Source organism: Burkholderia sp. THE68, assembly GCF_009938265.1.
Classification (GTDB): Bacteria; Pseudomonadota; Gammaproteobacteria; order Burkholderiales; family Burkholderiaceae; genus Caballeronia.
Genome location: NZ_AP022319.1, coordinates 1,326,450 through 1,352,171 on the forward strand (window position 1 = coordinate 1,326,450; position 25,722 = coordinate 1,352,171).

24 protein-coding genes are annotated in these 25,722 nt (G+C 63.8%); 18 read left to right on the forward strand and 6 right to left on the reverse strand.

Annotation, left to right across the window (positions count from 1 at the left end):
* Positions 1-15 precede the first annotated feature (15 nt).
* From BTHE68_RS34485 to BTHE68_RS34505, 5 genes are read left to right on the forward strand one after another with little or no spacing between them, the layout of a single operon-like run.
* Positions 16-1,005: a branched-chain amino acid ABC transporter permease gene (locus BTHE68_RS34485; protein WP_502710625.1), complete on the forward strand. Its 990-nt coding sequence runs from the start codon at positions 16-18 to the stop codon at positions 1,003-1,005.
* Complete coding sequence (locus tag BTHE68_RS34490) at positions 1,002-1,769, forward strand: ABC transporter ATP-binding protein (RefSeq protein WP_162070726.1); 768 nt, start codon at positions 1,002-1,004, stop codon at positions 1,767-1,769. The genes BTHE68_RS34485 and BTHE68_RS34490 overlap by 4 nt, the downstream gene beginning before the upstream one ends.
* Positions 1,766-2,467, forward strand: a complete 702-nt coding sequence (locus BTHE68_RS34495; protein ID WP_162070727.1) for an ABC transporter ATP-binding protein — start codon at positions 1,766-1,768, stop codon at positions 2,465-2,467. The genes BTHE68_RS34490 and BTHE68_RS34495 overlap by 4 nt, the downstream gene beginning before the upstream one ends.
* Positions 2,468-2,503: 36 nt before the next feature.
* Positions 2,504-3,751 carry a Zn-dependent hydrolase gene (locus tag BTHE68_RS34500; RefSeq protein WP_162070728.1) on the forward strand — a complete coding sequence of 416 codons (1,248 nt, stop codon included), beginning with the start codon at positions 2,504-2,506 and terminating at the stop codon, positions 3,749-3,751.
* The gene (locus tag BTHE68_RS34505; RefSeq protein ID WP_162070729.1) at positions 3,748-5,229 is read left to right on the forward strand and encodes a M81 family metallopeptidase; all 1,482 of its coding nucleotides are present in this window, start codon (positions 3,748-3,750) and stop codon (positions 5,227-5,229) included. Before BTHE68_RS34500 ends, BTHE68_RS34505 begins: the two co-directional genes overlap by 4 nt.
* A 24-nt stretch (positions 5,230-5,253) precedes the next feature.
* Here BTHE68_RS34505 and BTHE68_RS34510 read toward each other — a convergent pair whose 3' ends face one another.
* Positions 5,254-6,075 carry a hypothetical protein gene (locus tag BTHE68_RS34510; RefSeq protein ID WP_232078216.1) on the reverse strand — a complete coding sequence of 274 codons (822 nt, stop codon included), beginning with the start codon at positions 6,073-6,075 and terminating at the stop codon, positions 5,254-5,256.
* A 171-nt stretch (positions 6,076-6,246) separates the two neighbouring features.
* On the opposite strand from BTHE68_RS34510, the gene BTHE68_RS34515 reads away from it, so the two are divergent.
* The 3 genes from BTHE68_RS34515 to BTHE68_RS34525 are packed head-to-tail and all read left to right on the forward strand — an operon-like array spanning position 6,247 to position 7,692.
* Positions 6,247-6,705 (forward strand): Hcp family type VI secretion system effector, encoded by a 459-nt coding sequence (locus tag BTHE68_RS34515; RefSeq protein WP_162070731.1) that lies wholly within the window; start codon positions 6,247-6,249, stop codon positions 6,703-6,705.
* Complete coding sequence (locus BTHE68_RS34520) at positions 6,705-7,151, forward strand: DUF3592 domain-containing protein (RefSeq protein ID WP_162070732.1); 447 nt, start codon at positions 6,705-6,707, stop codon at positions 7,149-7,151. Before BTHE68_RS34515 ends, BTHE68_RS34520 begins: the two co-directional genes overlap by 1 nt.
* The gene (locus BTHE68_RS34525; RefSeq protein ID WP_162070733.1) at positions 7,129-7,692 is read left to right on the forward strand and encodes a hypothetical protein; all 564 of its coding nucleotides are present in this window, start codon (positions 7,129-7,131) and stop codon (positions 7,690-7,692) included. The genes BTHE68_RS34520 and BTHE68_RS34525 overlap by 23 nt, the downstream gene beginning before the upstream one ends.
* A gap of 93 nt (positions 7,693-7,785) precedes the next feature.
* On the opposite strand, the gene BTHE68_RS34530 is transcribed toward BTHE68_RS34525, so the two are convergent.
* Positions 7,786-8,871 (reverse strand): tartrate dehydrogenase, encoded by a 1,086-nt coding sequence (locus BTHE68_RS34530; protein WP_162070734.1) that lies wholly within the window; start codon positions 8,869-8,871, stop codon positions 7,786-7,788.
* Positions 8,872-9,144: 273 nt separating this feature from the next.
* On the opposite strand from BTHE68_RS34530, the gene BTHE68_RS34535 reads away from it, so the two are divergent.
* The 8 genes from BTHE68_RS34535 (at position 9,145) to BTHE68_RS34570 (ending at position 16,898) form a co-directional block, all read left to right on the forward strand.
* Entirely contained in the window at positions 9,145-10,299 is a 1,155-nt protein-coding gene (locus BTHE68_RS34535; RefSeq protein WP_353622671.1) for an efflux RND transporter periplasmic adaptor subunit, read from the forward strand.
* Position 10,300: 1 nt separating this feature from the next.
* Positions 10,301-10,993, forward strand: coding sequence for an ABC transporter ATP-binding protein (locus tag BTHE68_RS34540; protein ID WP_162070736.1), 693 nt, complete (start codon positions 10,301-10,303; stop codon positions 10,991-10,993).
* 6 nt (positions 10,994-10,999) lie between these two features.
* Positions 11,000-12,154 (forward strand): ABC transporter permease, encoded by a 1,155-nt coding sequence (locus BTHE68_RS34545; RefSeq protein WP_162070737.1) that lies wholly within the window; start codon positions 11,000-11,002, stop codon positions 12,152-12,154.
* Between the two features lie 9 nt (positions 12,155-12,163).
* Positions 12,164-13,330: an ABC transporter permease gene (locus BTHE68_RS34550; protein ID WP_162070738.1), complete on the forward strand. Its 1,167-nt coding sequence runs from the start codon at positions 12,164-12,166 to the stop codon at positions 13,328-13,330.
* A gap of 101 nt (positions 13,331-13,431) precedes the next feature.
* Entirely contained in the window at positions 13,432-13,824 is a 393-nt protein-coding gene (locus BTHE68_RS34555) for a tautomerase family protein (RefSeq protein ID WP_162070739.1), read from the forward strand.
* Positions 13,825-13,852: 28 nt separating this feature from the next.
* On the forward strand, positions 13,853-14,224 hold the full coding sequence (locus tag BTHE68_RS34560) for a GFA family protein (RefSeq protein WP_162070740.1): 372 nt from the start codon (positions 13,853-13,855) through the stop codon (positions 14,222-14,224).
* 77 nt (positions 14,225-14,301) lie between these two features.
* Positions 14,302-15,771 carry an alkaline phosphatase family protein gene (locus BTHE68_RS34565; protein WP_162070741.1) on the forward strand — a complete coding sequence of 490 codons (1,470 nt, stop codon included), beginning with the start codon at positions 14,302-14,304 and terminating at the stop codon, positions 15,769-15,771.
* Positions 15,772-15,914: 143 nt separating this feature from the next.
* Complete coding sequence (locus BTHE68_RS34570) at positions 15,915-16,898, forward strand: SphA family protein (RefSeq protein ID WP_162070742.1); 984 nt, start codon at positions 15,915-15,917, stop codon at positions 16,896-16,898.
* 2 nt (positions 16,899-16,900) lie between these two features.
* Here the strand turns inward: BTHE68_RS34570 and BTHE68_RS34575 are convergent, their stop codons facing one another.
* The 4 genes from BTHE68_RS34575 to BTHE68_RS34590 form a co-directional block, all read right to left on the reverse strand.
* Entirely contained in the window at positions 16,901-19,516 is a 2,616-nt protein-coding gene (locus BTHE68_RS34575; RefSeq protein ID WP_162070743.1) for a fused MFS/spermidine synthase, read from the reverse strand.
* 81 nt (positions 19,517-19,597) lie between these two features.
* Entirely contained in the window at positions 19,598-21,265 is a 1,668-nt protein-coding gene (locus BTHE68_RS34580; protein WP_232078220.1) for an arylsulfatase, read from the reverse strand.
* 19 nt (positions 21,266-21,284) lie between these two features.
* Complete coding sequence (locus BTHE68_RS34585) at positions 21,285-22,361, reverse strand: HAD family hydrolase (protein WP_162070744.1); 1,077 nt, start codon at positions 22,359-22,361, stop codon at positions 21,285-21,287.
* A complete protein-coding gene (locus BTHE68_RS34590; RefSeq protein WP_232078360.1) occupies positions 22,327-23,409 on the reverse strand; it encodes a formylglycine-generating enzyme family protein in 1,083 nt (360 codons plus the stop codon). Before BTHE68_RS34590 ends, BTHE68_RS34585 begins: the two co-directional genes overlap by 35 nt.
* 365 nt (positions 23,410-23,774) lie before the next feature.
* Here BTHE68_RS34590 and BTHE68_RS34595 point away from each other — a divergent pair, with 365 nt between their 5' ends.
* Both BTHE68_RS34595 and BTHE68_RS34600 read left to right on the forward strand, forming a co-directional pair.
* Entirely contained in the window at positions 23,775-24,734 is a 960-nt protein-coding gene (locus BTHE68_RS34595; protein WP_162070746.1) for an AAA family ATPase, read from the forward strand.
* Between the two features lie 18 nt (positions 24,735-24,752).
* Positions 24,753-25,715 carry a DUF58 domain-containing protein gene (locus BTHE68_RS34600; protein ID WP_162070747.1) on the forward strand — a complete coding sequence of 321 codons (963 nt, stop codon included), beginning with the start codon at positions 24,753-24,755 and terminating at the stop codon, positions 25,713-25,715.
* Positions 25,716-25,722: the final 7 nt, after the last annotated feature.

A 25,722-nucleotide genomic window follows, 5' to 3' on the forward strand; every position in this document is an offset into this window, starting at 1 on the left:
TCGAAAACACTGGACGTGAGCGTGCCACGACGCTCGCTCAGGCATTCGCTGCATCGCTATCGCTTCCTGTTGCTCGCGGCCGTCGTCGTGTGCATTCTGCCGATGACGATGCGTTCCGGATCGCTCGCAACCGAAGTGCTCGTCTATGCGCTCGCCGCGCTGGGCTGCAATCTGTTGCTCGGTCATACCGGCTTGCTGTCCTTCGGGCAAGGCATTTTCTTCGGCCTCGGAAGTTATAGCGCGGGCCTGATACTCACGAAGTCAGGGCTTCAGGTGCCTGCCGCGTTGCTCGGTGCAATCGTGGTGGGCGCGGTGGCCGCGGCGCTCGTCGGATGGTTCTCCATTCGTCAGCGCGGCGCGTACTTCGTGATGCTCACGCTGGCCTTCGGGCAGATGTTCTACTTTCTCGCCTACACGACGCCCGATCTCACCGGCGGCGACAACGGCCTGCTCGATATCCCGCGTCCCGCGCTGTCGATCTTCGGGCAACCGCTCGTGTCGATTGCATCGCCGTGGCAATACTACGCGTTCGTCGCCGTGCTGTTTCTGATCGCGTTCTGGCTGATGCTGCGCGTATCGCACTCGGTCTTCGGCCGCACGCTGCTCGCGATCCGCGACAACGAAGCGCGCGCGGCCGCCGTGGGCTATGACGTCAGACGCTTCAAGCTTGCCGCCTTCATCGTATCGGGCGCGGTGACGGGACTGGCCGGCGGGCTGCACGCGATGATGACCGGCATCGCACCGCTGTCGAACATCGACTATCACACGAGCGAGATGATTCTCGTGATGACGGTCATCGGCGGCACGGGCAATCTCTTTTCCTCCGTGCTCGGCGCGGCGTTCTACGTGCTGTTCGCCGACTGGCTGTCGACGCTGTGGCCGCGCTGGCTGCTGTTGCTCGGGCTCGTCTTGATTGCCGTGAGCCTCTTCATGCAGCGCGGTCTGTGGGGACTGGGAGAACGCATCTGGCGCGCGCTCAGGCGCGATCGGGGAGAGCCGGCATGAGCGCATCGATACTGGAAGCGAAGGGCGTCGCGAAACGCTATGGCAAGTTCGCGGCGCTAACGGATGTGAACCTGCGCATCGCGAAGAACACGGTGCATTCCGTGATCGGACCGAACGGCGCGGGAAAGACCACGCTGTTTCACGTGCTGACGGGCACGGTGCCGATCACGGCGGGCAATATCGTGTTCGATGGTCACGATGTGACGCATGAGCCTGATCATCGTCGAGTGAAGCGCGGCATCGCGCGCTCGTTTCAGGTGACGAGCCTGTTCGCGAACCTCTCCGTGCGCGAGAATCTGCGTCTCGCCGCGCAAGGTGTCGATTCGAAGCGCGCGCTCGATGCGTGGAGCCCGCCGCATGGCGTGCTCGAACATCGCGATACGGTCGATGGAATTCTCGAACGTCTCGCGCTGCAACGCTTTGCATCGACGCAAGCGAGCGCGTTGTCGCATGGTCAGCAGCGGCGTCTCGAAGTGGGCATGGCGCTCGCCGCGCGGCCCAAGGCCATCTTTCTCGACGAACCGACATCGGGCATGGGCATCGACGATCTCGACAGCATGAAACATCTGATCCGCAGCCTGCGCGACGATTACACGGTCGTGCTGATCGAGCACAACATGGATATCGTGATGGACATCTCCGACACGATCACCGTCATGCAGCAAGGCCGCGTGCTGGTCGAAGGCAAGCCCGCCGATATTCGCGGCGACGAGCGCGTGCGCAGCGCCTATCTCGGCAACATGATCACCGGAGGCCGCGCATGATGCTCGCCGTCCACGATATTCACGGCTATTACGGCAAGAGCCATATTCTCCAGGGCGTGTCGCTCGAAATTGGCGAAGGCGAAACCGTCACGCTGCTCGGGCGCAACGGCGCGGGGAAATCGACCACGCTCAAAAGCATCGCGGGCGTCGTGACGCCGCAACGCGGCAGCGTGAAGTTCAAGGGCGCGGAGCTTGCGAAGCTTCCGCCTCACAAGATCGCTGCGCGCGGCGTGTGTTTCGTGCCCGAGCATCGCGGCATCTTCAAGCTGCTTTCGGTCGAAGAGAACTTGCGGCTCGGCGCGCGCAAGGATTCGCCGTGGCAACTCGCGGACATCTATCGCATCTTTCCGCGTTTGAAAGAGCGGCGCACGAACGGCGGCGGTCAGCTTTCCGGCGGCGAACAACAGATGCTCGCGATCGGCCGCGCCCTGATGAATCATCCGCGCCTTCTGATGCTCGATGAGCCGGTGGAAGGACTCGCGCCGGTGATCGTCGAGGAGATCGTCGCGCAGTTGAAGCTGATCCGCAAAGCGGGCGTGGCGATTCTGCTCGTCGAACAGAATCTCGAAGTGTGCACGCAGCTTGCGGATCGCCATTACATCATCGAGCAGGGACGCATCGTGTATGAAGGCGCGAATGATGCGTTCATCGCCGATGAGTCGATCAAGGATCGTTATCTCGGTGTCGGCGTCGTCTGAACATCGATCAGCAACACTCAAGCTCAGGAACCTCGAATGCAAGCTCATGATATGCCGGCGCAGGCCGGATTGCGCGTCGATGGTGCGCGTCTCTGGAACAGCCTGATGGAACTCGCGCGCATCGGCGCGACGGAGAAGGGCGGCGTGTGCCGTCTCGCGCTCACGGAGCTCGACAGGCAGGGCCGCGATCTTTTCGTCGCGTGGGCGAAGGACATCGGCTGCACGGTACGCATCGATGCGATCGGTAATATCTTTGCGCGTCGCGCCGGCACGCGCGACGATCTGCCGCCTGTCGTGACCGGCAGTCACATCGACACGCAACCGACCGGCGGCAAGTTCGACGGCAACTATGGCGTACTGGCGGGGCTCGAAGTATTGCGCACGCTGAACGACAACAACGTGCGTACCGCTGCGCCGCTCGAAGTCGCGGTCTGGACCAATGAGGAAGGCTCGCGCTTCGTACCGGTGATGATGGGCTCTGGCGTGTTCGCGGGCGCGTTTACGCTCGATCACGCGCTCGAGCAGGCGGATCGCGAGGGCGTGTCCGTGCGTGATGCGCTCGCGGCGATCGGCTATGCGGGCGAGCGCGTCGCCGCACACGACGTGGGCGCGTATTTCGAGGCGCACATCGAACAGGGACCGGTGCTCGAAGCGAACGACAAGGTGATCGGCGTCGTGCAGGGCGCGCTCGGCCAGCGCTGGTACGACGTGACCATCGATGGCATGGAAGCGCACGCGGGCCCGACACCGATGGAACTGCGGCGCGACGCACTGCTCGTCGCCGCTGACCTGATCCGCACGGTCAATCGCATCGCGCTCGATCACGCGCCGCATGGACGCGGCACGGTAGGCTGGATGAACGTGCATCCGAACTCGCGCAACGTGATTCCGGGGCGCGTGAAGCTGACCGTCGACTTGCGCGCCGCCGACGATGCGACGCTGCTCGAGATGGACCGCGCGTTGCGCGAGGCATGCGCCCAGGCGGGCTTGCCGGTCACGGTAGACGAAGTTGTCTACTTTGCGCCGCAACCCTTCGAGCCATCGCTGGTCGCTTCGGTACGCGAGAGTGCCGGCGCACTCGGCTTCACATCGATGGATGTCGTGAGCGGCGCGGGACACGACGCGGTGTATCTTGCGCGTGTGGCGCCGGCCGCGATGATCTTCGTGCCTTGCAAGGATGGCATCAGTCACAACGAAATCGAGGATGCGCGCGCCGATCATCTGGAAGCGGGCTGTAACGTGCTGCTGCAAGTGATGTTGCGCGCGGCGGGAGAAGCGGCATGAAGTTTCTCATCGCGAGGATGAATCACGAAACCAACACCTTCTCGCCGGTTGCGACGCCGCTCGAAGCGTTCGGACGCGACGGCCCCTGTTATGGCGAGGATGCGTATCGCGAGAACGCCGGCATGCGTACCGCGATGTCCGCGTTCATCGATGCGGCGAAGCGCGAACACGCGGAGATCGTCACGCCGATATCGGCATCGGCGAATCCGAGCGGGCGCGTGGCTGCGGCCGCTTACGACGCGATCTGTCAGTCGATCGTCGACGCTGCGCAAGGCTGCGATGCGGTATTGCTCGATCTGCATGGCGCGATGGTCGCGGAGAATTCCCCCGACGGTGAAGGCGATCTGCTCGAACGCGTACGACGCGCGCTGCCGCATGCGCCGATCGCCGTATCGCTCGATCTGCATGCGAACGTCACGCAGAAGATCATCGACAACGCGGATGTGATAACGAGCTTCAAGACATATCCGCACGTCGATATGTACGAGAGCGGCGAGCATGCCGCGCGGCTGCTGCTCGATCTCATTCGTGGCGATGCGAAGCCCGTGATCGCATGGGCGCAGCCGCCGTTGCTCACGCATACGCTCAGAAGTTCGACTGCCGAGGGCGCAATGAAGCGCGCCGTCGATGCCGCTCGCGCTGCTGAGGGCGAGGATGGCGTGCTGGCCGTGTCGGTGCTGTCGGGCTTCTCGCTTGCCGATATCGCCTCGCCTTGCATCAGCGTCGTCGTGGTCGCGAATGGCGAACGCGCGAAGGCGCAGGAGGTCGCGGACCGCATCGCGCGGCAGATCTGGGCCGAGCGTGACGAGTTCGTATACCGCAGCGCGCCGCTCGCTCAGTCGATCAGAGAAGGCGCGGCGCTCGCGCGCGAAACCGACAAGCCCGTGTTGCTCCTCGATCACGGCGACAACTGCATGTCGGGCGGAACGTGCGATACCACTGATGCGTTCGAAGAGGCGTTGAGGCAAGGACTCGACGGCATCGTCGTCGGGCCTTTATGCGATCCCGAAGCGGTGGCGACGCTCTTCGAAGCAGGCGAGGGCGCGACGGTCACGGTCGGCATCGGCAACAAGCTCGCGAGCGTGGCCTCGCGCGGCAAGCCGCCGCTCGACGTGACGGGCGTCGTGCGCGCGCTGACCGATGGCGAGTACATCATCAGCGGGCCGACCTACACGGGACAGCGCGCGTACATGGGGCGCGCGGCCGTGCTCGAAACGGCGGCGGCGCGCATCCTCGTGACGGAACGCACGCACGAGCCGTGGGATCTGGGCGTGTTCGAGAGCGTAGGTATCGATCCGCGTGGCGCGCGTTTCCTGATCCTCAAGTCGCGCATGTATTGCCGTCCCGTGTTCGTGCCGATCGCGGGCGGCCTCGTCGAGTGCGACAGCCGCGGCGTCACGAGTTCCGACTACGGACTCTTTTCGTTCGATTACCTCGGGCGGCCTGTGTATCCGCTGGATTCGAACATCGAGTATTGATCGAACGATGACGCGGCGTGCCTGCTATTTCACGAGGCGCAGCCGCTTCGTGACGATCGTGCCTTCCTTGCGATCGATCAGCCACGCGGCATCGACACGTCCATTGAGCGTCGATGTTCTGCGTGTGATGTCGGTGGGTTCCTCGTCGGTGGGCGCGCTGTGTTCGATGTCGTCCATCAGATAGGGCGGCGCAAGCGTGCAGATCAGCACGATGGCGAAGTCGCCGCTGCCGTGTTCGTGATCGAAATGCGGCAATAGCACGCGGCCTTGAATCGTGGTCTTGTTACCGCCTTCAGGCTTCAACTGAATGACGTCGACGGTCTGAAGAAATCCCTTCGCCTTCGCCTCGGGGGCGACGACGAGCTTGCGGCCGCTTTGTCCTTTCACCGTCTGCCTGAGCAGAATCGCATCGGGACTTTCAGGTGCCGCCAGCGATACGTTCACGGTAAGCACTTTCTTCTTCGACAGATAGCGCACGCCGTATGAAACCGGAATGACGAAGGTGAACGTGCGGTCGGTCTGCGCGCGGGGTTGGCTCGCACCAAACGGCGCGGACGCGGTTTGCTCGGATTTGCGCAATGGATGCGCGAGGAATGAGCGCACACGGCTCGTGATCGACGAGGGCTGGCTCGGCGCGGGATGACCGGCGAGCGCATCGCGGACGTGTTCGGGATCGTCACCGGTGAAGTTCGGCGGAAGGGCGTCGACGGACATGATCGCAGGCGTCGATGCACCGCTCGCTGCATGGCTCGCGGACGCCGCAGCCGCGAATGCGGGCACCGACCCGCATAACAACATGAAGGTCAGACATAGGGCGGCGCTGCTTCGATGTTGAGATGAATACACCTGCCACTCCTGGCGCATGAAGCCGGGTCACGATGAAGTGGCTATCTTAAAGCGAAGCGCGTGGATCGGCATCTTGTATGCGTGATTATGAATTGGGAAATCTCGTATGGTAGGGGCAGCGTCGAAGCAGTGACTATTCTCCGACGCTCCCTAACAACGAACGAGAAAGAAATGTCCGATATCCTAGTGACGATCGCCGGCATCAAAGGCGATTCGCTTGACGCCTTCCATCCCGGAGCCATCGAAGCGCATGCATGGCACTGGAAAGTCCAGCAATCGCCTGGCGCCCTATGTACCCCGGACGGAAGAGGGCAAAGGGGCGCGGTAAGTGATCTGGTATTCACCCATGCGGTCGATAGAGCCAGTCCGAACCTGGCTGCCTATTGCTGGAAGGGACAATACATTTCCGAAATAAAGCTCATATGCCGTAAGGCGGGCGGAGTGCCTCACGAATATCTTCTTTATACGATGCAGGGTGCCATGATTACCAAATGCCAGCCAATCGGAGGGATTGGAGGGACGATAGAAGAGGTATCGATTCGGTTTGTCCGCATGAAAATTGAATTTGTCGAGCAGAATGCGCTCGGCGGCAAGGGTGGGACCATAACCACTGTTATAGACTTGAGTTGATGATCGACTCTCCCGAAATGCGTGAGACACGACGCAAACCCAAAAGACGCATCAATTGGTTTTCTATTTTTATTGGTTCCGTGGTTCTCTCATTTGCTGTTGAGTCGGAGTGGTACAACCTCAATTTCTACGCGCGTTCTACCGTGACACTCGGTGAGGTAATGGAACTTAATGCTGGCAGATTTCATCCTCGAGTTGAGTTCATGACTGACAAGGGGGAGCGCGTGTCCTTTGCTGGCAGTAGTGAATACCCGGTGCAGGTCGGCGATCGCCTCGAAGTTCGCTACTTACGAAGCGATCCGCATATCGGCCCAGTGGTGAATCAAATGCCTAATCTGTTCGACTTTCTACCCGCTGTGATCGGCATTGCTTTTATGATTGCTGGCCTATTGGGTGTATCCCTCTTTCGCTTCAAGCCGCAATATGACATATCCGAGACAAAGTAAATGGGAATACAACACGGGTGCAAGTTTGGCAGTTTCGATCGGCTCGTTTGTCACTGCCGGTGGCGTACTGGTTTTTGATGATCCATCGGGCGCGCACCACAAATTTCGATTCGGAAGCCTTGGCATGGGGCTCGGAATGCGATTGCCTAAATCTCTACGGCTGCCCGATGTTCCCTTGCCACGTAGTCAAGGCGCAAGTCCTTCAGGGGCGACAACGGATTTTTGGGCGCAGGGCAGCGTGTTTATGAATCGTTCGTTTCATGGGGGCGATTTGGGAACAGATGATTTTGCTGGTGGTGCGCTCATCGCCGAGTTTGGTGGAGGCGTACTCATCGCGAAATCATTCACGTATATGCTCGTTGGCATCCCGCCTGCCGTGCTTTCATCGGCTGCCTTTCACCCGGCATTCGTCCGGCTCGCTACATACTCTGCAAAAGCTCTGGTCCGAATCAAGGGAATTAGCGAAGGCCTTATCGATGGATTCAACGGTACGTCTTCCATTGGCCTTCTGAGTTATGAAGGCATCTATTCGAAAGAGTAATAGCGCGCCACCATCAACACGAGGTGCCCGCAATGTGCAAGCCGACGCGGACCATCCTTCCGGCCGCGCGCCGCGGCCGGAATCCCAATCCCATCAAGCCGCAGCGGCCTCCACGCGCTCGACGAACGCGCACACCGCCGCCGTCACTTGCGCGGTCGTCGCCTTGCCGCCGAGATCGCCGGTATGCAACGACGGATCAGCGGTCACCGCCTCCACCGCGGCCATCACGCGCTTCGCGGCCTCGAATTCACCGAGGTGTTCGAGCAGCATCACGAGCGACCAGAACGTGCCGATCGGATTGGCGAGACCCTTGCCCATGATGTCGAACGCCGAACCGTGAATCGGTTCGAACATCGACGGATAGCGGCGTTCCGGATCGATATTGCCCGTCGGCGCGATGCCGAGGCTGCCCGCGAGCGCGGCTGCCAGATCGCTCAGGATGTCCGCATGCAGGTTGGTCGCGACGATGGTGTCGAGCGTCGCCGGGCGATTGACCATGCGCGCGGTGGCGGCATCGACGAGTTCCTTGTCCCACTTCACGTCCGGAAATTCCTTCGAGATCTCCAGCGCGATCTCGTCCCACATGACCATCGCGTGACGCTGGGCGTTGCTCTTCGTGATGACGGTCAGCAGCTTGCGGGGACGCGACTGCGCGAGTTTGAATGCAAAACGCATAATACGTTCGACACCGGCGCGCGTGAGGATCGACACATCGGTCGCGGCTTCGATCGGATGACCCTGGTGCACCCGGCCGCCGACGCCCGAATATTCGCCTTCCGAGTTTTCGCGCACGATCACCCAGTTCAGGTCTTCGCGTTCGCAGCGCTTGAGCGGCCCGTCGATGCCCGGCAGGATGCGCGTCGGGCGCACGTTGGCGTACTGGTCGAGGCCCTGGCAGATCTTCAGGCGCAGGCCCCACAGCGTGATGTGATCGGGCACGTCCGGATCGCCGGCGGAGCCGAAGAGGATCGCGTCTTTATCGCGGATCGCGTCCAGACCATTGTCGGGCATCATCACGCCGTGCTGGCGGTAGTAATCCGCACCCCAGTCGAAATTCTCGAATTCGAATGCAAAATTTTGCGTGCTGCGTGCCAGCGCTTCGAGGACTTGCTGGCCCGCGGGCACGACTTCCTTGCCGATGCCGTCGCCGGGAATGGTAGCGATGCGATACGTCTTCATGTCTCGTCTCCGTCTTCGATGTGTCGGGCGCTCTTCAGCGTGAGGCCACTTTACCCAACTTCCGGCGTTGAAACCGGCGTCGAACTCAAAGCATCTTTAACTTATTTTCACAAGTGGGCGACGGGTGGAGATCGTCGCGCGCAAGGATCGCGGCGCTATACTGACCTTCCATTCACTCAACCCCGATCCGCGAAGCCTCCCGCCGCGCACGTCCACAAATTGGCTGAACACGACCTAGAAAAACTCAAAATCGACCGGGGACCGTCCGCCGCCATGCCGCGACGCGGGCGCAACTGGCTTCGTTACGTCATCATCGCCGCGATTCTGCTCGCGCTCGCTGCCGTGGCGCTTCGTCTCACCGGCCCGCAAGCGGTGGAGACCGCCACCGTCACTTCCGTCTATCCTTCGCAGAGTTATACGCTGCTCAACGCCACCGGTTATGTCGTGCCGCAGCGCAAGGCGGCGGTCGCGTCGAAGGGGCAGGGCCGCGTCGAATGGCTCGGCGTGCTCGAAGGCACGGTGGTGAAGGAAGGCCAGATCATCGCGCGGCTGGAGAGTAATGACGTCGCCGCGTCGCTTGCGCAGGCGCAGGCGCAGGTGAAGGTCGCGCGGGCCAACCTGGAACTGCAGCGCGCCGAGATGAAAAACGCCGAAGTCGATCTGCGGCGTTTCAAGATTCTCGCCCCGCAGGGCGCGATTCCCGCGACGCAGTACGACGCCGCGCTCGCCCGCTTCGACAAGGCCCAGGCGTCGATCAACAGCGATCAGGCCGCGATAGTCGCCGCGCTCGCCAATGCGCAGGCCGCGCAAGTGGCCGTCGATCAGACGGTGATCCGCGCGCCCTTCGACGGCGTCGTGCTGGAAAAACACGCGAACGTCGGCGACAACATCACGCCGTTCTCGTCGGCGTCGGACAGCAAGGGCGCGGTCGTCACCATCGCGGATATGAAGACGCTCGAAGTCGAAGCCGATGTCGCCGAATCGAACATTTCGCGCATCGCCGTCGAGCAGCCGTGCGAAATCCAGCTCGACGCGCTGCCCGACGTGCGTTTCGCGGGCCGCGTGTCGCGCATCGTGCCGACGGTCGATCGCTCCAAGGCCACCGTGCTCGTGAAGATACGCTTCGTCGAGCGCGACGCGCGCGTGCTGCCCGAGATGTCCGCGAAGGTCGCGTTCCTCTCGAAGCCCGTGCCGCCCGAGGAGAAGCAGGCGGTCGTCGCGGTGCAGCCCACCGCCGTCGTGACGCGTGATGGCAAGAAGGTGGTCTACGTGATCGAGCACGACACCGCGCGCCAAGTGCCGGTGACGACGGGCGAGCGCATCGGCGATCTTCTGGCCGTGCAGGGCGTGAAACCCGGCGACGTACTCGTGCTGTCGCCCGGCGACAAGATCAAGGACGGCGCCAAGGTCACCTTGGCGAAGAAATAGCGTGAGCGCGCCGACTCTGGTGGAGATCAGCCACGTTGCGAAGTCGTATCGACGTGGCGCGCAGACGGTGCCGGTGCTGACCGACATCACGCTGTCCATCGCGCGAGGGAATTTCGTCGCGCTGATGGGCCCGTCCGGTTCCGGCAAGAGCACGTTGCTCAATCTGATCGCGGGCATCGACCGGCCCGACAGCGGCGAGTTGCGTGTAGGCGGCCTCGATATCACGCGCCTGCCCGAAGCCGCGCTCGCGGACTGGCGCGCGGCGAACGTCGGCTTCATCTTCCAGTTCTATAACCTGATGCCGGTGCTGTCCGCGTTCGAGAACGTCGAATTGCCGCTGATGCTCACGCGCCTTTCACGCCACGAACGGCGCGAGCGCGTCGCGATGGTGCTCGACATGGTCAACATGGCCGACCGCATGAGCCATTATCCGTCGGAGCTGTCGGGCGGGCAGCAGCAGCGCGTCGCGATCGCGCGGGCGCTGATCACCGATCCGACGCTGATCGTCGCCGACGAACCGACCGGCGATCTCGACCGCAACTCCGCCGCCGATGTTCTCGCGATGCTGCAACGTCTGAACGACAAGCTCGGCAAGACCATCATCATGGTGACGCACGATGCGCACGCGGCCGGTGCGGCGAAGGCGCTGGTGCATCTGGAGAAGGGAGAGTTGATCGATGGCACCAGGCCGTAAGCCGCCATGTTCGTGCTCAAGCTGATCCTGCGCAACGCGCTGCGTCACAAGCTGCGCACCACGCTGACGGTGCTCGGCCTCACCATCGCTGTGCTCGCCTATGGCCTGCTGCATACGGTCGTGGATGCGTGGTACGCGGGCGCATCGGCGGCATCGAACGCGCGGCTCGTCACGCGCAACGCGATCTCGCTCGTGTTTCCGCTGCCGCTCGCGTACGAGAATCGCATCCGCGGCGTCGACGGCGTGACGCTCGTCGCGCGCTCGAACTGGTTCGGCGGCATCTATCGCGATCCGAAGAACTTCTTCGCGCAGTTCGCCGTGTCGGACAACTATCTCGATCTGTATCCCGAGTTCATCGTCTCCGAGCAGGCGCGCGCGGACTACCGGCGCGATCGCAAGGGCGCGCTCATCGGCAGGCAGCTCGCGGACCAATACGGCTTCAAGGTCGGTGACGTCATTCCGCTCAAGGGCACGATCTATCCGGGAACGTGGGACTTCGTCGTGCGCGGCATCATGGAAGGGCGCGACGAATCGACCATCACGCGGCAACTCATCTTTCACTACGACTATCTGAACGAGACGATCCGCAAGACGACCAAACGCACCGTCGATCAGGTCGGCGTGTACGTGGTCGGCATCAAGGATCCGGACGAGGCCGCGGCCGTGTCGCGCAACATCGACAACGTCTTCAAGAACTCGCTCGCCGAAACGCTCACCGAAACGGAGCAGGCGTTTCAACTCGGCTTCGTCGCGATGTCGAATCAGATCATCGCGGCGATACGCGTCGTGTCCTATGTAGTGATCCTGATCATCATGGCCGTGATGGCCAACGCGATGGCCATGAGCGCACGCGAGCGCACCACCGAATACGCGACGCTCAAAGCGCTCGGCTTCGGTCCGGGTTTCCTCTCGATGCTCGTATTCGGCGAATCGATGGCGATCTGCGCGATCGGCGGCGGCATCGGCATTCTGGCCACGCCGCCGATGGCCGAAGTATTCAAGCACGCAACGGGCGGCGTGTTCCCGGTCTTCATGGTGTCGCACGAGACCATGCTCCTGCAGGCTGCGTGCGCCTTCGTCGTCGCGATGGCGGCGGCGATCGTCCCGGCGGTGCAGGCGAGCCGCGTGCGTATCGTCGAAGGCCTGCGGGCGATCGGCTGAGGACGCGCAATGGCCATCCCCGTTTCCTACGTCGCACGCAATCTCTGGGCGCGCCGTCTCACGACGATGCTGACCGCAGGCGGCCTCGCGCTCGTCGTGTTCGTGTTCGCGACCGTGCTGATGCTCGATGCGGGCCTCAAGAAGACGCTCGTTTCCACGGGCGAACGCGACAACGTGGTCGTGATCCGCAAGGGCGCGGAAACGGAGATTCAGAGCGCGATCGACCGCAATCAGGCGAACGTGATGGAGATGCATCCTTCGGTCGCGATGAACGGCGACGGCGCACCGCTCGCATCGAAGGAAACCGTGGTGCTGATCTCGCTCACCAAGCTCGGCACGAACACGCCCGCAAACGTGGTGATTCGCGGTGTCTCGCCGATGGGCGTCGAACTGCGTCCGCAGGTGAAGCTCACGGCGGGGCGCATGTTCAGGCGCGGATCGTCGGAAATCATCGTGGGCAGCAGCATCGCGAAGGGTTTCGGCGGCACGCGCATCGGCGATCATCTGCGGTTCGCGCAGCGCGACTGGACGGTGGTTGGTCATTTCGATGCGGGCGGCAGCGGCTTCGATTCGGAAATATGGGGCGACGTCGATCAATTGATGCAGTCGTTCCGTCGCACGAGCTATTCGTCGATGGTCGTGCGGCTCGCGCGCAGCGACGCGTTCGAGCGCTTCAAAGCCGATATCGACGTGGACCCTCGTCTCGCCGACGAAGCCAAGCGCGAGCAGGTCTTCTACGGCGATCAGTCGAAAGCGCTGTCCACCTTCATCAATATTCTCGGCATTACGTTGTCGAGCATCTTCTCGATTGCGGCGATGATCGGCGCGATGATCACGATGTACGCGTCGGTGGCGAATCGCGTTGCTGAAATCGGGACGTTGCGGGCGCTCGGCTTCAAGCGCTTCGACGTGCTCGGCGCGTTCCTGCTCGAGGCGTTGTTGCTCGGGCTCGTCGGCGGGGTGGCGGGGCTGTGTTGCGCCGCGCTCATGCAGTTCGCTTCGTTTTCGACGACCAATTTTCAGACGTTTGCGGATCTGTCGTTCCGGTTCATTCTGACGCCTTCGGTGGTGGCGCAGACGCTTGGGTTCTCGCTCGTGATGGGATTGATCGGCGGGTTCCTGCCGGCGTTGCGGGCTTCCAGAATGAATATCGTCGAGGCGTTGCGGGCGCGATGATTCGATTTCGTCGAACGGTTGATGCTGAACTATTCAATTTTCGAGATCGATAGCGCGGCGTAGAGTGGGATGCATCGATCCCGCTTCGAAGGAGCATCAAAATGCCACTCGTCAGAATCTCGCTAGTAGAAGGCAAGCCACGCGACCACATCCAGGCGATTTCAAACAGCGTCCACGAGGCACTCGTCGAAGCCTTCAAGGTCCCCGCCGACGATCGCTTCCAGTTGATCCAGCAGCACGACCGCGAAGATTTCATTTACGATCCGGGCTATCTGGGCGTGGAACGAAGCGACGATCTCGTGTTCATCCACATCACCGCGAGCGACTGGCGTGACCTTGCAACCAAGAAGGCGTTCTACAAAACGCTGGCCGCGAAGCTCGCGGCATCGCCCGGCCTGCGGCCTGAAGACGTGCTGATCGTGCTCGCGCCGAATCGCCGCGAAGACTGGTCGTTCGGACGCGGACTCGCGCAGTATGTGGAGGACGCAGCCTGAACCCGACACCAAAAGACACACACCGACGATGAACCCGACAATCCTGAAAGGCGCATGCCATTGCGGCGCGGTCACCTTCGAAGCCGATACGCCGCCCGAGCCTGCCGTGCGCTGCAATTGCAGCCTGTGCAGGCGGCGCGGCGCGGTGATGTCGCCGCCGTTCACCAGGGACCGGCTGCGCATTCTTTCAGGTGAGCATGAACTCGCGTTGTACGAGTTCAACACGCAGGTCGCGAAGCATTTCTTCTGCAAACGCTGTGGAATTTACACATTCCATCAGACGCGATCGAATCCGGACATGTGGCGCGTGAACCTCGGCTGCATCGACGGCGTCGACGCGTATTCGCTCGACGCGCCCGTCGCGGACGGCGCGAGCCACTCCGTCGTCGGAAAGCCATAGCGGCGCACCTCGTGAGTGAGGGTGCCGGGAACGACATGTGCTAAACCCCGGCACCCTCACTCACATGGTGCGCCGGAATGGCTCAGAAACCCCCACACGGACCCGACGCGGTACGCCGCCGCCTGCTTGCCGCGCTCGCCAGCTCGGCCATGCTGTCTGCGTGCGGCGGCGGTGGCAGCGACGACGACTCCGGCACTGTCACGCCGACGAGCACCATCGGCGACATTCCCCCCGATCGCGCGAATTTGCCGCGTCCTGCGTTACCCGCGCCGGCGACCTCGGGCATCGATCACATCGTGCTCGTCACGATGGAGAACCGCTCCTTCGATCACATGCTCGGCTGGGTGCCCGGCGTGGAAGGGGTGCAGGCGGGCAGGCAGTTCACCGACGCATTCGGTGCAACGCAAACGACATTCGCGCTGTCCGCCAATCCGGCCTTCGGCTTTCAGAGTTGCCAGTTCGCGGACCCCGAACACGAATACGACGCCGGCCGCACGCATCTCGCGAACGGCGCGATGAACGGCTTTCTGCTCACGCCCGACACCAACAAGACGCGCGGCGATCTGCTGCCGATCGGTTACTTCACGGGCAGCGACCTCGATTTCTATCGCCAGGCGGTGACGCAATACACCGTCTGCGATTACTACATGAGCGGCATTCTCTCCGATACGTTTCCGAACCGCGTCTATCTGCATAGTGGCGAGACGGACCGCCTGAAAGACACGCTCGACACATCGTCGTTATCGACGATCTGGGATCGTCTCGACGCGAAGAACGTGTCGTCAAAGTACTACTTCCACGACGTTCCGTTTACGGCGCTCTATGGCACGCGCTATGTCGGGCGCTCGAAACTTTTCGCCGAGTTCCTGTCCGATGCGGCGGCAGGCAATCTGCCGTCGTTCTGCATGGTCGATCCGAGTTTTGGCGGCGAGGCGAACGGCACCTCCAATGACGACCATCCGCATGCCGACGTGCGCAATGGTCAGGCGCTGCTCGGCCAAATCTACGAAGCGCTGCGCACCAGCCCGAACTGGAGCACGACGCTCATGATCATCGTCTACGACGAGTGGGGCGGCTTCTTCGAGCACGTCGCGCCGCCGGTCAAGTCGCTGTCGGCGGCGGAACAGCAGCTCGGCAACGATGGCCGCCTCGGCTTTCGCGTGCCCTGCGTGCTGCTCGGGCCGCGCGTGCGCGCGAACAACGTGGCGCGCTATCCGTTCGATCCGAGCTCGATTCATCAACTGATCGCGTGGCGCTTCGGGCTCGATCCGCTGGGCGTGCGCGCGAGCGATCCGACGACGTTCAACATGGCCTACGCGCTCGACCTGAGCGACGCGCCGCGCACCGATGCGCCAGCGCTCACGGTGGCGCAAGGACCGTTCGGCCTCGCATGCTCCAACACGCCCGCGACCGGATCGGGAATCGGCACTGTCGACAATTCGCGGACGGCGAAAGCAGCGGAGGGCGCATCGCAGACGCCGACGCCGGGCGGTCGTTTTGCAGATTTGCGCACCAAGGCGATGGCGCTCGGATTTCCCTCCGAATGACGCTATGCGACGGCATTCTGCATAACGCATGCAACAAACAAGTGACGACGTCCATCATCGACCGGCCTGCGGCGTGCCGCGTGCGTCTTTACAGAGGCGCTGAATTCCCTTATTGCTGGAGGCAAGCTCGGGGGAGGTGAAGTATGAGACGTCAGTTGAGCCCACGACAGCGCAGGCGGCATGGACGCCTGCGAACGCTGGTCGTGGCAGCGGCGGCGCTGTTCGGTGCGGGCAGCGCGTCGGCGACGGAAGGCGCGCTCGGGCGGCCCGTAGCGGGAACGAGCGTGCTGTCCGGCGTGGGCATCGTGCCGAGCGATCCGGTGTGGATCGCGAACTTGCAGACGGTCTACCTCGATGGCTCGATCAGCAGCAACCGGCAAGTGCCGATCGCGGGCCAGCGCTCGCTCGGTCTGGAAGGAGAACTGTCGCTCACGCTCGCGAGCCTGCTGAAGGTGTGGGGCAGTTACGGCGGCTGGGCGTTCGCGTCGGGCATCACGCTGCCTTACGTGTGGGAGAAGGTGTCGGGCACCTTCGCCGTCGGCCAGCTCAACCGCACGACGAGCGATCGCGCGTCGAATCTCTACGACATGCTCTTCACGCCGATCGAGGCCGGCTACCATTTCTCGGAGACCGATCACATCGCGCTGTCCTTCAACATCTGGGCGCCGACCGGCAACTATGAAGCGGGCGCGCTGGCGAATCCGAGTCTCAACAACTGGACCTTCGTGCCGCAGATCGCCTACACGAAGCTCGTGCCTAAATACGGCCTCGAATTCGATGCGGTGATGGGCTTGCAGTTCTACACGAAGAACACCGCGACGAACTATCAGAACGCGCCGCTGTTCACGCTCGATGTGATGGGCCTGAAGAAGTTCGCGAACGGCTTCGGCATGGGCATCGTGATGGGCACGGTGCAGCAATTGGGCCACGACACCGGCCCGACCGCGGATCGGCTCGACGGCTTCGTCGGGCACGATTTCACGGTCGGCCCGATCGTCACGTACGACACCAAGCTCGGCGGCAAGGCGCCGCTGTCCGCGAGCCTGCGCTGGGTGCCTTCGGTCACGAGCACCAACCGTCTCAAGAGCACGAAGACCTTCATGGCGACGGCTACGCTCGTGTTCTGATTTCAGTTGGCGCTTCTGGTGCCGCCCATCACCCAGCGGTAGTAAGGATTCGCGCGATCGGCCCGCAGCACCGCGCCGATGTCCCGCGTCCATGCATCGCGATCGCCGCGATACGCATCCAGCCCCGCGCGATAGAACGCGTGCAGCGTGCGGCGTTCGGCGGCGAGCGTGTCGGCGAACGCGGGGTCCGCGTGGGTCAATGGCGGCTCGCTTTGCAGCGCGAGCATGTGCGCGAGCGTCGCCGCAAAATCGCCGCGACGCACCCACGGCGCGTATTCGATGCGCGGGTCGTCGTCGGTGACGGGCGGCGCGTCTTCCGCGTAGTAGGCGAGCGCGGAGCGATCCGCCACCCACGTCGCGGCGAACGCTTCCGGCGAAGCGATGCCGACTTCGCGCAACGCGCGCGCGACCTCCGGTTGCGCGAAGCGCGCACGGATACGTGGCACGTCGAGCGGCATCGGCTGCATCGAACCGACCAGCATCATTTCGTGAAACTCCGTCGTCCAGAGCGCCGCGTGCGGAAACACGCGCAGGAAGCTCTGGATCAGCGAGCGCGTCTGATCCTCGTTTTGCGTCGAAAGCGGCAGCCATTGGGCGACGATGCCGCCTTCGTTCAGACGCGCGGCCGCGAGCCGGTAGAAGTCCGTCGAATACAGATTGACGACGCCAGCGGCCGATGGCGGCGGCGGCTCCAGTGTGACGAGATCGTAGCGCTCGGTGCGCGATAGCAGCTCGCGACGGCCATCGGCGACACGCAGATCGATGCGCGGATCGGCGCTCACGCCATAATTTCCGTCGAAGCGCGACGACGCGCGCACGACCGCGGGCAACAGTTCCGCGATCACGCGTTTATCGAGCGTCGGCCACGTGAGCAGCGCGCCGCCGGTAATGCCCGTGCCGAGGCCGATCACGAGCGCCGAGCGTGGCGTGCCTGAATGAATCATCAACGGCGCGAGCGCCTGAAGGCGCATGTAGCGGCGCGAGGTCATCGCATCGCCCGAGTTCGAGACGCCCTGAATGTAGAGCCGGCGAAAGCGCTGCGCGCCGTTGCTCTCGCCGTTGCCCTGTTCGAGCACGGCGACCGTGCCGCCCGCGCCTTCCTCGTAGTACGCGAGCGCGCCGCCGCGCGCCTGCGCGAGCAACGCGCCGAGCCGGTCGGCCGGCGTGACGACCGCGACGATCACGGACAACGCCGCAATCGCCACGCACGCGACGAGACCCACGCGCCGCGCGCCGCCGCCGCTCAACGCCGCCGACAGACCGATCAGACCCGCCGCCACCGCGAGCACGCCGAGCGAGCGAATCAGCCCGAGCGACGGCACGAGCGCGAAGCCCGCGAACAGCACGCCCGCGATGCCGCCTGCCGTGTTCAGCGCGAGCACGCGCCCCACATCCGCGCCGATGCCGGACTTTGCCTGCTCCGCGTCGCCGTTCGCGGCCATGCGCAGCGCGAAGGGGAAGGCGGCGCCGAGCAGCAGCGTCGGCACGAGCACGATGGCGCAGGCGGCGACCGCGAAGCTCGCGCACATCGACGTGAGCAGATTGCCGGTCGCGGCGAGCGCGAGTTCCGCCGCATGATGTTGCGCGGCCGCGAGCCAGCCGCCCGCGCCCGCGACGCCTGCGAGCGCCGCGAGACCCGCCGCGCCGATCAGAACGCCGAACGCGCTCCACGGATCGCGCACGCGGTTCACGACACGCGCGGCGATGGCGCTGCCGAGCGCGAGCCCGACGAGATACGTCGCGAGCACGATGGAAAACGCGAAGCTGCGCGTGCTGATGAATTGCGCGATCGCTTGCGACCACACGACTTCATAACCGAGCGCGATGCCGCCCGCGACCGCATACAGCGCAACCGCGATGCGCGCCTGCGCGGCATCGGACGAGCCTGGCGCACGCGGCGCGGCGGTGGCGATGTCGGCTGCGAAAGCCGGCCGCGCATGACGCGAGACCGCCACCGCGCCCAACGCCGCGACGGCGTTCAACACGGCGGCGGCGAGCGCGCTGCCTTGCACGCCGAGCCACGGAATCAGCACGAAGGCGGGCAGCAGCGCGCCGGTGATCGCGCCGGCAGTGTTGGCGGCGTAGAGCCGCCCGCCCGCACCGCCGATGTCCTGCCGCGATGTCGCGAGCGCGCGCGTGAGCACGGGCACCGTGCCGCCCATCGCGATGGCGGGCAGGCCGACGAGCGCAAACGGCAGCGCCCACGCAAGCGGCCCGGCGCTGGCCTGCAGCATCGCGAACGATGCGGCGCCGTGCGCGAGCGCCTGCGTCGCGCCGATGCCGAGCACCAGCGCCGCGATCTCCAGCGCCGCGTACAGCAGGAAGGGTTGCGCGATGCGATCGGCAAGCCTGCCGAAGCACCATCCGCCGATCGCGAGTCCCGCGAAGAATGCGCTGATCGCGATCGTGACCGCCTGCACCTCGATGCCCACGACGAGCGTGAGCTGCTTCACCCACAACACCTGATAGATGAGCGCGGCCATGCCCGAGGCGAACAGCAGCAACGCAGGCACGGCGCTACTTCGCGCGACCGGCGTGTCTTGCGCGTGCGCGCGATGCGTCTTGCGCGCCGCTCTGCGACGGGTCGATTTCGGATGGTCGGCGCTGAGATGGCTCATCGTGGAAATCGGCTCCCTGTTGCGAGAAAACCCGCTGCGTCTTGCGATGCAGCGGGCGTTTTCATCGAACGATTGCGCGGCTTACTTGCCGGTGGTCTCGATACTCTTGGTCAGCGCTTCGGTCATCTGGTCGATGCTGAAGCTCGATGGACGCTGGCTCGGCGGATATTGCTTGAAGGTCGCGAGGAACGGCGCCACCTTGCTCACCGCATATTGCGACATATAGACGTTCTTGGTGCTCCAGTCGTAGTACTGATCGGAGACGATATCGGCACGCTCGTACGGATCCATGCGCAGATTGAACATCTTCGGCACGCGCAGGCAGGTGAACGGGTTCGCCCAGACCATGAAGCCGCCCGGTTCGCGCTGTTCGCAGAACACGAACTTCCAGTCGTTGAAGCGCATCGCGACCAGCATGCCGTCATCGTTGAAATAGTAGAACTCGTGACGTGGCGCGTCCTTCGACTGTCCTGTCAGATAGGGCAGGAAGTTGTAGCCGTCGAGATGCACCTTGAAGGTCTTGCCGCCGATCGCCGCGCCTTTGAGCAGCCGATCGGAGATGTTGTTGTCGCCGGCGGCCGCGAGCAGGGTCGGGAACCAGTCGAGGCCGGACATCATCTGCCGCGAAACGGAATTGGGCTTGATATGGCCCGGCCAGCGGATCATCGCGGGCACGCGGAACGCTCCCTCCCAGTTGGTGTCCTTCTCGCTTCTGAACGGCGTGGTCGCGGCGTCGGGCCACGAGAACTGGTTCGGCCCGTTGTCGGTCGTGTAGACGACGATCGTGTTGTCCGTCAGCTTGAGATCGTCGAGGGCCTTGAGCAGTTTGCCGACATCGCCGTCGTGCTCGATCATGCCATCCGCGTACTCGTTGCCCGGCATGCCGCTTTGTCCCTGCATCGAAGGCCGCACGTGCGTGAAGAGGTGCATGCGCGTGGTGTTCATCCACACGAAGAACGGCTTGTCGGCCTTCGCCTGCTTCTGCATGAAGTCGATCGCGGCCTGCGTGGTTTCATCGTCGATCGTTTCCATGCGTTTGGTGTTGAGCGGGCCCGTGTCCTGAATCTTGCCGTCCGCGAACGAATGGATCACGCCGCGCGGCGCATTGGCTTTCACCCAGGCCTTGTCATCCTTCGGATAGTAAGGGCGCTCCGGCTCTTCCTCGGCGTTCAGGTGATACAGGTTGCCGAAGAATTCGTCGAAGCCGTGTTTGGTGGGAAGATATTCGTCGCGATCGCCGAGGTGGTTCTTGCCGAACTGGCCGGTCGCGTAACCGAGCGGCTTGAGCGCTTCGGCAATCGTGATGTTCTGCGCCTGCAAACCGACTTTCGCGCCCGGAATGCCAACCTTCGAAAGCCCCGTGCGCAGCGTCACCTCGCCGGTGATGAAGGTCGAGCGGCCCGCCGTGCAGCTGTTTTCCGCGTAGTAATCGGTGAACAGCATGCCTTCGTTGGCAATGCGGTCGATGTTCGGCGTCTCGTAACCCACCACGCCTTTGCTGTACGCGCTGATGTTGGTCTGCCCGATGTCGTCGCCGAAGATCACCAGGATGTTCGGCTTCTTCGAACTCTGGTTGTTCTGATTGTTCTGTGCGGCCGGCGCGGCCTGCTTCGCAGGCGCCGCGGGCTTCGGGTTGTTCTGCGTCTGCGCGCTCGAGACGATCGGCGGGACGATCAGCACGCAGATCGCCGCGATTGCGGCGAGTGCCCCCGTGATATAGCGCATGCGTCGAAGATTCGGCTTTGTCATTATCGCTCCAGAGGTACCGTTACTGCCCCGCGCCCGGCGGATAGATCACGTTCCAGTCATCCTTCATGCTCACCACGATCCAGCCTTTCGCGCGCGCTTCGTCCCACGCGCGATCGAGCTTGCCGATCTTCGATTGCCGGTCGTAGGCGAACTCGCGCGCCGCGTCGTCGTGATGCACGATGAGCGCGAGATGCGGTCCCGCCTGCGCCGCCGTGTACTGCAGCATCTCCAGGTCGCCGTCCGAGTTGCCGAACGCGAGTAGCGGCCGACGCCCGATGTTGCGATAGATGCCGACGGGTTTGCCCGGACCGTCATCGACGAAATCGAGCTTCGGCTCGCGCACGAGCACGGGCTTGCCGTCGCGCGTTTCGAACTTCACGACCTGGCTGGAACCGATCACCTGTTCCGGCGGAATGCCATAGACGCGCTCCGCGAACACGCGCATGAATTCGATCGTTCCGCCCGACACGATGAAGGTCTTGAAGCCGTTCGTGCGCAGGTAGGCAAGCAGCTCCAGTTGCGGTTGATAGACCAGCTCGGTGTAGGGCCGCTGAAGCTTCGGATGCTTCGCCGTTGCGAGCCATGCGCGGATCGCGTGATCGTATTCGTCGACGGTCATGCCGCTGTTCGCAACCGCGACGAGCTTGATCAATTCCTTCTGCTGTGTCGCGAGCGCCGCCTGATCGTGCGCGGCGAGCGCTTGATACGCCGGATTGTTGCGCCATTCGGGATGCTTCGGCGCGGCGGCCTTCACTTCATCGAGCAGGAACACGAACTGGAAATAGAGCGGCTGCTCGCTCCATAACGTGCCATCGTTGTCGAACACCGCGATGCGCTCGGCGGGCGGCACGTAGGTGGGCGAGCCTTCGCGCGTGACTTCGTCGACGAACTTGATGATGGCTTCGCGCGCCGGACCTTCGCGCCAAGACGGCAGCACCGCGAGCGCGGCGGGACGGGTCTGCGCGCCTTGCGCGCTCGCAACGCCCGCGGTGTCGCCGGGACTCGCGCATCCCGCGATGACGCACGCGGCGAGCAGCGACGTCGCGAACGCGAGAAGGCGCTCAGCGCGCTGCCGTATCGATCGGTGCGTGGCCATGAGTGCGATCCCACACGTCCTTGTCCATCACGAGCCGGAATCCGAGATGCGACATGCTGTTATAAGGGTCCGTGCCGCGTCGCGCGCTCGGGCGGTAGCTCAGGCAATAGGCTTCGTTGCACAGAAACGAGCCGCCGCGCGTGACGCGCTTGGGCGCCTGCACCGGCACGCCGGGATCGGCGGGGTCCCACGAATCGGACGGGCCTTTGGGTTCGTCGACGACGCCGCCCACCGACGCCTCGCGACGAAACTGATCCGCGCGATACCAGTCGGCGGTCCATTGCCATGCGTTGCCGGTCATGTCGGACAGGCCGTAGCCGTTGGCCGGAAAGCTGCCGACCGGACTCGTGCCCGCCGCGCCGCCGGCCTTCGCGTTGACCACGGGGAAGGGCTGCGGCTGCTGGCCTTGCCACACGTTCGCCATCTGCTTGCCGTCGGGCGTGAACTGGTTGCCCCACGCATAGGTGGCCTGATCGAAACCGCCACGCGCGGCGAACTCCCATTCGGCTTCGGTGGGCAGACGCTTGCCGGCCCACTTCGCATAGGCCTCGGCATCCTCATACGACACCTGCACGACGGGATGATCGTCCTTGCCGTCGATGTTGCTCGCCGGCCCGGTCGGATGCCGCCAGTCCGCGCCGGGCACGAAGCGCCACCAGCGCGAGAAGTCCTGCAAGGGCACCTGTTGCGGCGTGCCGACGAACACCATCGCGCCAGGGACGAGCGCGCTGTCGGGCGGGCGCGGCGTGCCGGGCGGCAGTTGCACCTTCAGCGTCTCCCAGTCGGGCTTCTTCTCGGCCGTGGTGACGTAACCCGTCGCATCGACGAATTTGCGGAACTCCGCATTCGTCACGTGATGCTCATCCATCCAGAAGCCGCGAATGCGCGCCTTGTGCGCGGGACGCTCATTCGCCTGCGCGAGCTTGCTGTCGCTGCCCATCAGGAATTCGCCGCCTGGCACCCACGCCATGCCTTTCGGCCCCTGCACGCCGTCGCCCAGCACGATGCGGACTTGCGGCTTTGCGTGTTCCGTCATCGCCCAGCTCATGGCATAGCCGACGAGCGCGGGGCACAGGAGCAGCAGCACGGTCGAGAGCGCGATGCGACGCGCACGCGCTCCGCGCGGGACGCTGCCCTGCTTGCTCTTCGTGGATAGCTCCGCCATATGCGTTGCTCCGCTTGCGCTGCGACGATTGCCCGGACGCGATTCGGTCTCACCAATATACGAAGGCATGGGCGAATTCAATCTTTTTTTCGCGAGAAAAACTGCATTGCGGTGCGCGTGAAATTGCAGAAAACGAAGCAATGCGATGCTTTGACGAAAGCGCGCGGCTCCAGTAACTTGTGCCTCACGCGCGCAGGCAGCCTTGCGCGCCGCCAACGAGATGGATGCACCATGGGGAAAAGCCAGTCATGCGCGATACCATCCGGCGTTTCGAAGCGAGCATCGGGCAGGCGGTCGTGGGGCAGGAAGCCGTCGTGCGGCAGATTCTGATCGCACTGCTCGCCGATGGCCACGTACTGCTCGAAAGCCTGCCGGGGCTCGCGAAGACGCGCACCGTGAAGGCCATCGCCGCGCGCCTCGCCGCGACCATGAAGCGCATCCAGTTCACGCCCGATCTGCTGCCGTCCGATATCACCGGCGGCGAAACGCTGCTGCAATCCGGCACCGAGCGCACGCTCACGTTTCAGCCCGGACCGATCTTCGGCAATCTGATACTCGCCGATGAAATCAATCGTGCGCCCGCCAAAGTGCAATCGGCCTTGCTCGAAGCAATGGAAGAGCGGCAGATTTCGGTCGCGGGCAAGACGCATGCGATGCCCGATCTCTTTCTCGTGATGGCGACGCAGAATCCCATCGAACAGGAAGGGACGTATCCATTGCCCGAAGCGCAGATGGACCGCTTTCTGTTGAAGGTACTGATCACCTATCCGTCGCCGCAAAGCGAGTGCGAGATGCTGCGTCTCTTGCGGCGCGAGACCGAAGGCGAACAGACGCACTTCGACACGCTCTCGCAGCAGGACATCTTCGCGGCGCGCGAGGCGGCGCGGCGCGTGAGTGTGGCTGCCGCCATCGACGAATACATCGTGTCGCTCGTGAATGCGACGCGCCATGGCGCGGCCATGGATGCCGATCTCGCCAGATGGATCGAAGTGGGCGCGAGCCCGCGCGGCGCGATCGGGCTGGATCGCGCGAGCCGCGTGCACGCGTGGCTCGACGAGCGCGCGTTCGTCACGCCCGATGATGTGCGCGCGGTGATTCATCCGGTGCTGCGTCATCGCCTGCTGCTGTCCTACGACGCCAGCGCGGACGACATCAGTGCGGACAAGGTGATCGACCGACTCGTGGAAAAGGTGGCCGTGCCGGCTTGATCGCAAAGGAACGTTTCGATGACGGCAAGCGCAGGGGATTCGATCGGAAGCGTGTATGTCGATGCCGCGCATCTCGCGCGGCTCGAATTCCGTGCGCGCGGCCTGAGCTTTGTTGCGCCCGCGCCGGTGTCGAGCATTCTGTCGGGCCGTCACGCATCGCGCATGCGCGGGCGCGGCCTCAACTTCGAGGAACTGCGCGGCTATCTGCCCGGCGACGATATCCGTCATCTCGACTGGCGCGTGAGCCTGCGCACCGGCAAGCCGCACGTGCGCGTGTACACGGAGGAGCGCGATCGTCCCTTGCTCGTGATGGTCGATCAGCGCATGAGCATGTTCTTCGGATCGAGCCGCGCGTTCAAATCGGTCGTCGCGGCCGAAGCCGCCGCGCTCGCCGTATGGATGGGTTTCGCGGCGGGCGATCGCGTCGGCGGCGTCGTGTTCGGCGACGATAAAGTCGTGCGCGTGCGGCCCTTGCGCAGCCGCACGCGCATCGACATGCTGTTCGGCGCGATGGCCCGCATGAACCGCGCGCTCGCCGCCGACAGTCCCGCGCGCACGAACTACGCGCAACTGAACGCCGCGCTCGAAGGCGTGCTGCAGATCGCGGGGCATGATTTTCTCGTGTGCATCGTGAGCGACTTCGCGGGCGCCGACGAACGCACGCGTCAGTTGTTGCGGCAACTCGCGGCGCACAACGACGTGATCGCCGCGCTCGTCTTCGATCCGATGTGGCAGCGCATGCCGGAGCATCGCGCGCTCGTCGTGAGCGAGGGGCGCTTGCAGGTGGAATTGCGCATCGAGAAGGAACGCGTGCGTGAGCCGCTCTCGAGTCTCTTCAAGGGACGCGCCGCCGGGATCGCCGACTTGCTGCGCGCAAGCGGCGTCCCGTTGATGGCGATATCGACGGCCGAGCCTGTCGTGGATCAGGTGCGCAGACTGTTCGGCGAACGGCCGCGTCGGTCGCTGGCAGGCGGACTATGAAGCAGGC

Bases quoted from the DNA above. Each gene is read 5' to 3' on its own strand.
- BTHE68_RS34490 (WP_162070726.1), top strand. From the start codon at position 1,002: ATGAGCGCATCGATACTGGAAGCGAAGGGCGTCGCGAAACGCTATGGC.
- BTHE68_RS34495 (WP_162070727.1), top strand. From the start codon at position 1,766: ATGATGCTCGCCGTCCACGATATTCACGGCTATTACGGCAAGAGCCAT.
- BTHE68_RS34500 (WP_162070728.1), top strand. From the start codon at position 2,504: ATGCAAGCTCATGATATGCCGGCGCAGGCCGGATTGCGCGTCGATGGT.
- BTHE68_RS34505 (WP_162070729.1), top strand. From the start codon at position 3,748: ATGAAGTTTCTCATCGCGAGGATGAATCACGAAACCAACACCTTCTCG.
- BTHE68_RS34515 (WP_162070731.1), top strand. From the start codon at position 6,247: ATGTCCGATATCCTAGTGACGATCGCCGGCATCAAAGGCGATTCGCTT.
- BTHE68_RS34520 (WP_162070732.1), top strand. From the start codon at position 6,705: ATGATCGACTCTCCCGAAATGCGTGAGACACGACGCAAACCCAAAAGA.
- BTHE68_RS34525 (WP_162070733.1), top strand. From the start codon at position 7,129: ATGACATATCCGAGACAAAGTAAATGGGAATACAACACGGGTGCAAGT.
- BTHE68_RS34530 (WP_162070734.1), bottom strand. From the start codon at position 8,871: ATGAAGACGTATCGCATCGCTACCATTCCCGGCGACGGCATCGGCAAG.
- BTHE68_RS34535 (WP_353622671.1), top strand. From the start codon at position 9,145: ATGCCGCGACGCGGGCGCAACTGGCTTCGTTACGTCATCATCGCCGCG.
- BTHE68_RS34545 (WP_162070737.1), top strand. From the start codon at position 11,000: ATGTTCGTGCTCAAGCTGATCCTGCGCAACGCGCTGCGTCACAAGCTG.
- BTHE68_RS34550 (WP_162070738.1), top strand. From the start codon at position 12,164: ATGGCCATCCCCGTTTCCTACGTCGCACGCAATCTCTGGGCGCGCCGT.
- BTHE68_RS34555 (WP_162070739.1), top strand. From the start codon at position 13,432: ATGCCACTCGTCAGAATCTCGCTAGTAGAAGGCAAGCCACGCGACCAC.
- BTHE68_RS34560 (WP_162070740.1), top strand. From the start codon at position 13,853: ATGAACCCGACAATCCTGAAAGGCGCATGCCATTGCGGCGCGGTCACC.
- BTHE68_RS34565 (WP_162070741.1), top strand. From the start codon at position 14,302: ATGGCTCAGAAACCCCCACACGGACCCGACGCGGTACGCCGCCGCCTG.
- BTHE68_RS34570 (WP_162070742.1), top strand. From the start codon at position 15,915: ATGAGACGTCAGTTGAGCCCACGACAGCGCAGGCGGCATGGACGCCTG.
- BTHE68_RS34575 (WP_162070743.1), bottom strand. From the start codon at position 19,516: ATGAGCCATCTCAGCGCCGACCATCCGAAATCGACCCGTCGCAGAGCG.
- BTHE68_RS34580 (WP_232078220.1), bottom strand. From the start codon at position 21,265: ATGACAAAGCCGAATCTTCGACGCATGCGCTATATCACGGGGGCACTC.
- BTHE68_RS34585 (WP_162070744.1), bottom strand. From the start codon at position 22,361: ATGGCCACGCACCGATCGATACGGCAGCGCGCTGAGCGCCTTCTCGCG.
- BTHE68_RS34590 (WP_232078360.1), bottom strand. From the start codon at position 23,409: ATGAGCTGGGCGATGACGGAACACGCAAAGCCGCAAGTCCGCATCGTG.
- BTHE68_RS34595 (WP_162070746.1), top strand. From the start codon at position 23,775: ATGCGCGATACCATCCGGCGTTTCGAAGCGAGCATCGGGCAGGCGGTC.
- BTHE68_RS34600 (WP_162070747.1), top strand. From the start codon at position 24,753: ATGACGGCAAGCGCAGGGGATTCGATCGGAAGCGTGTATGTCGATGCC.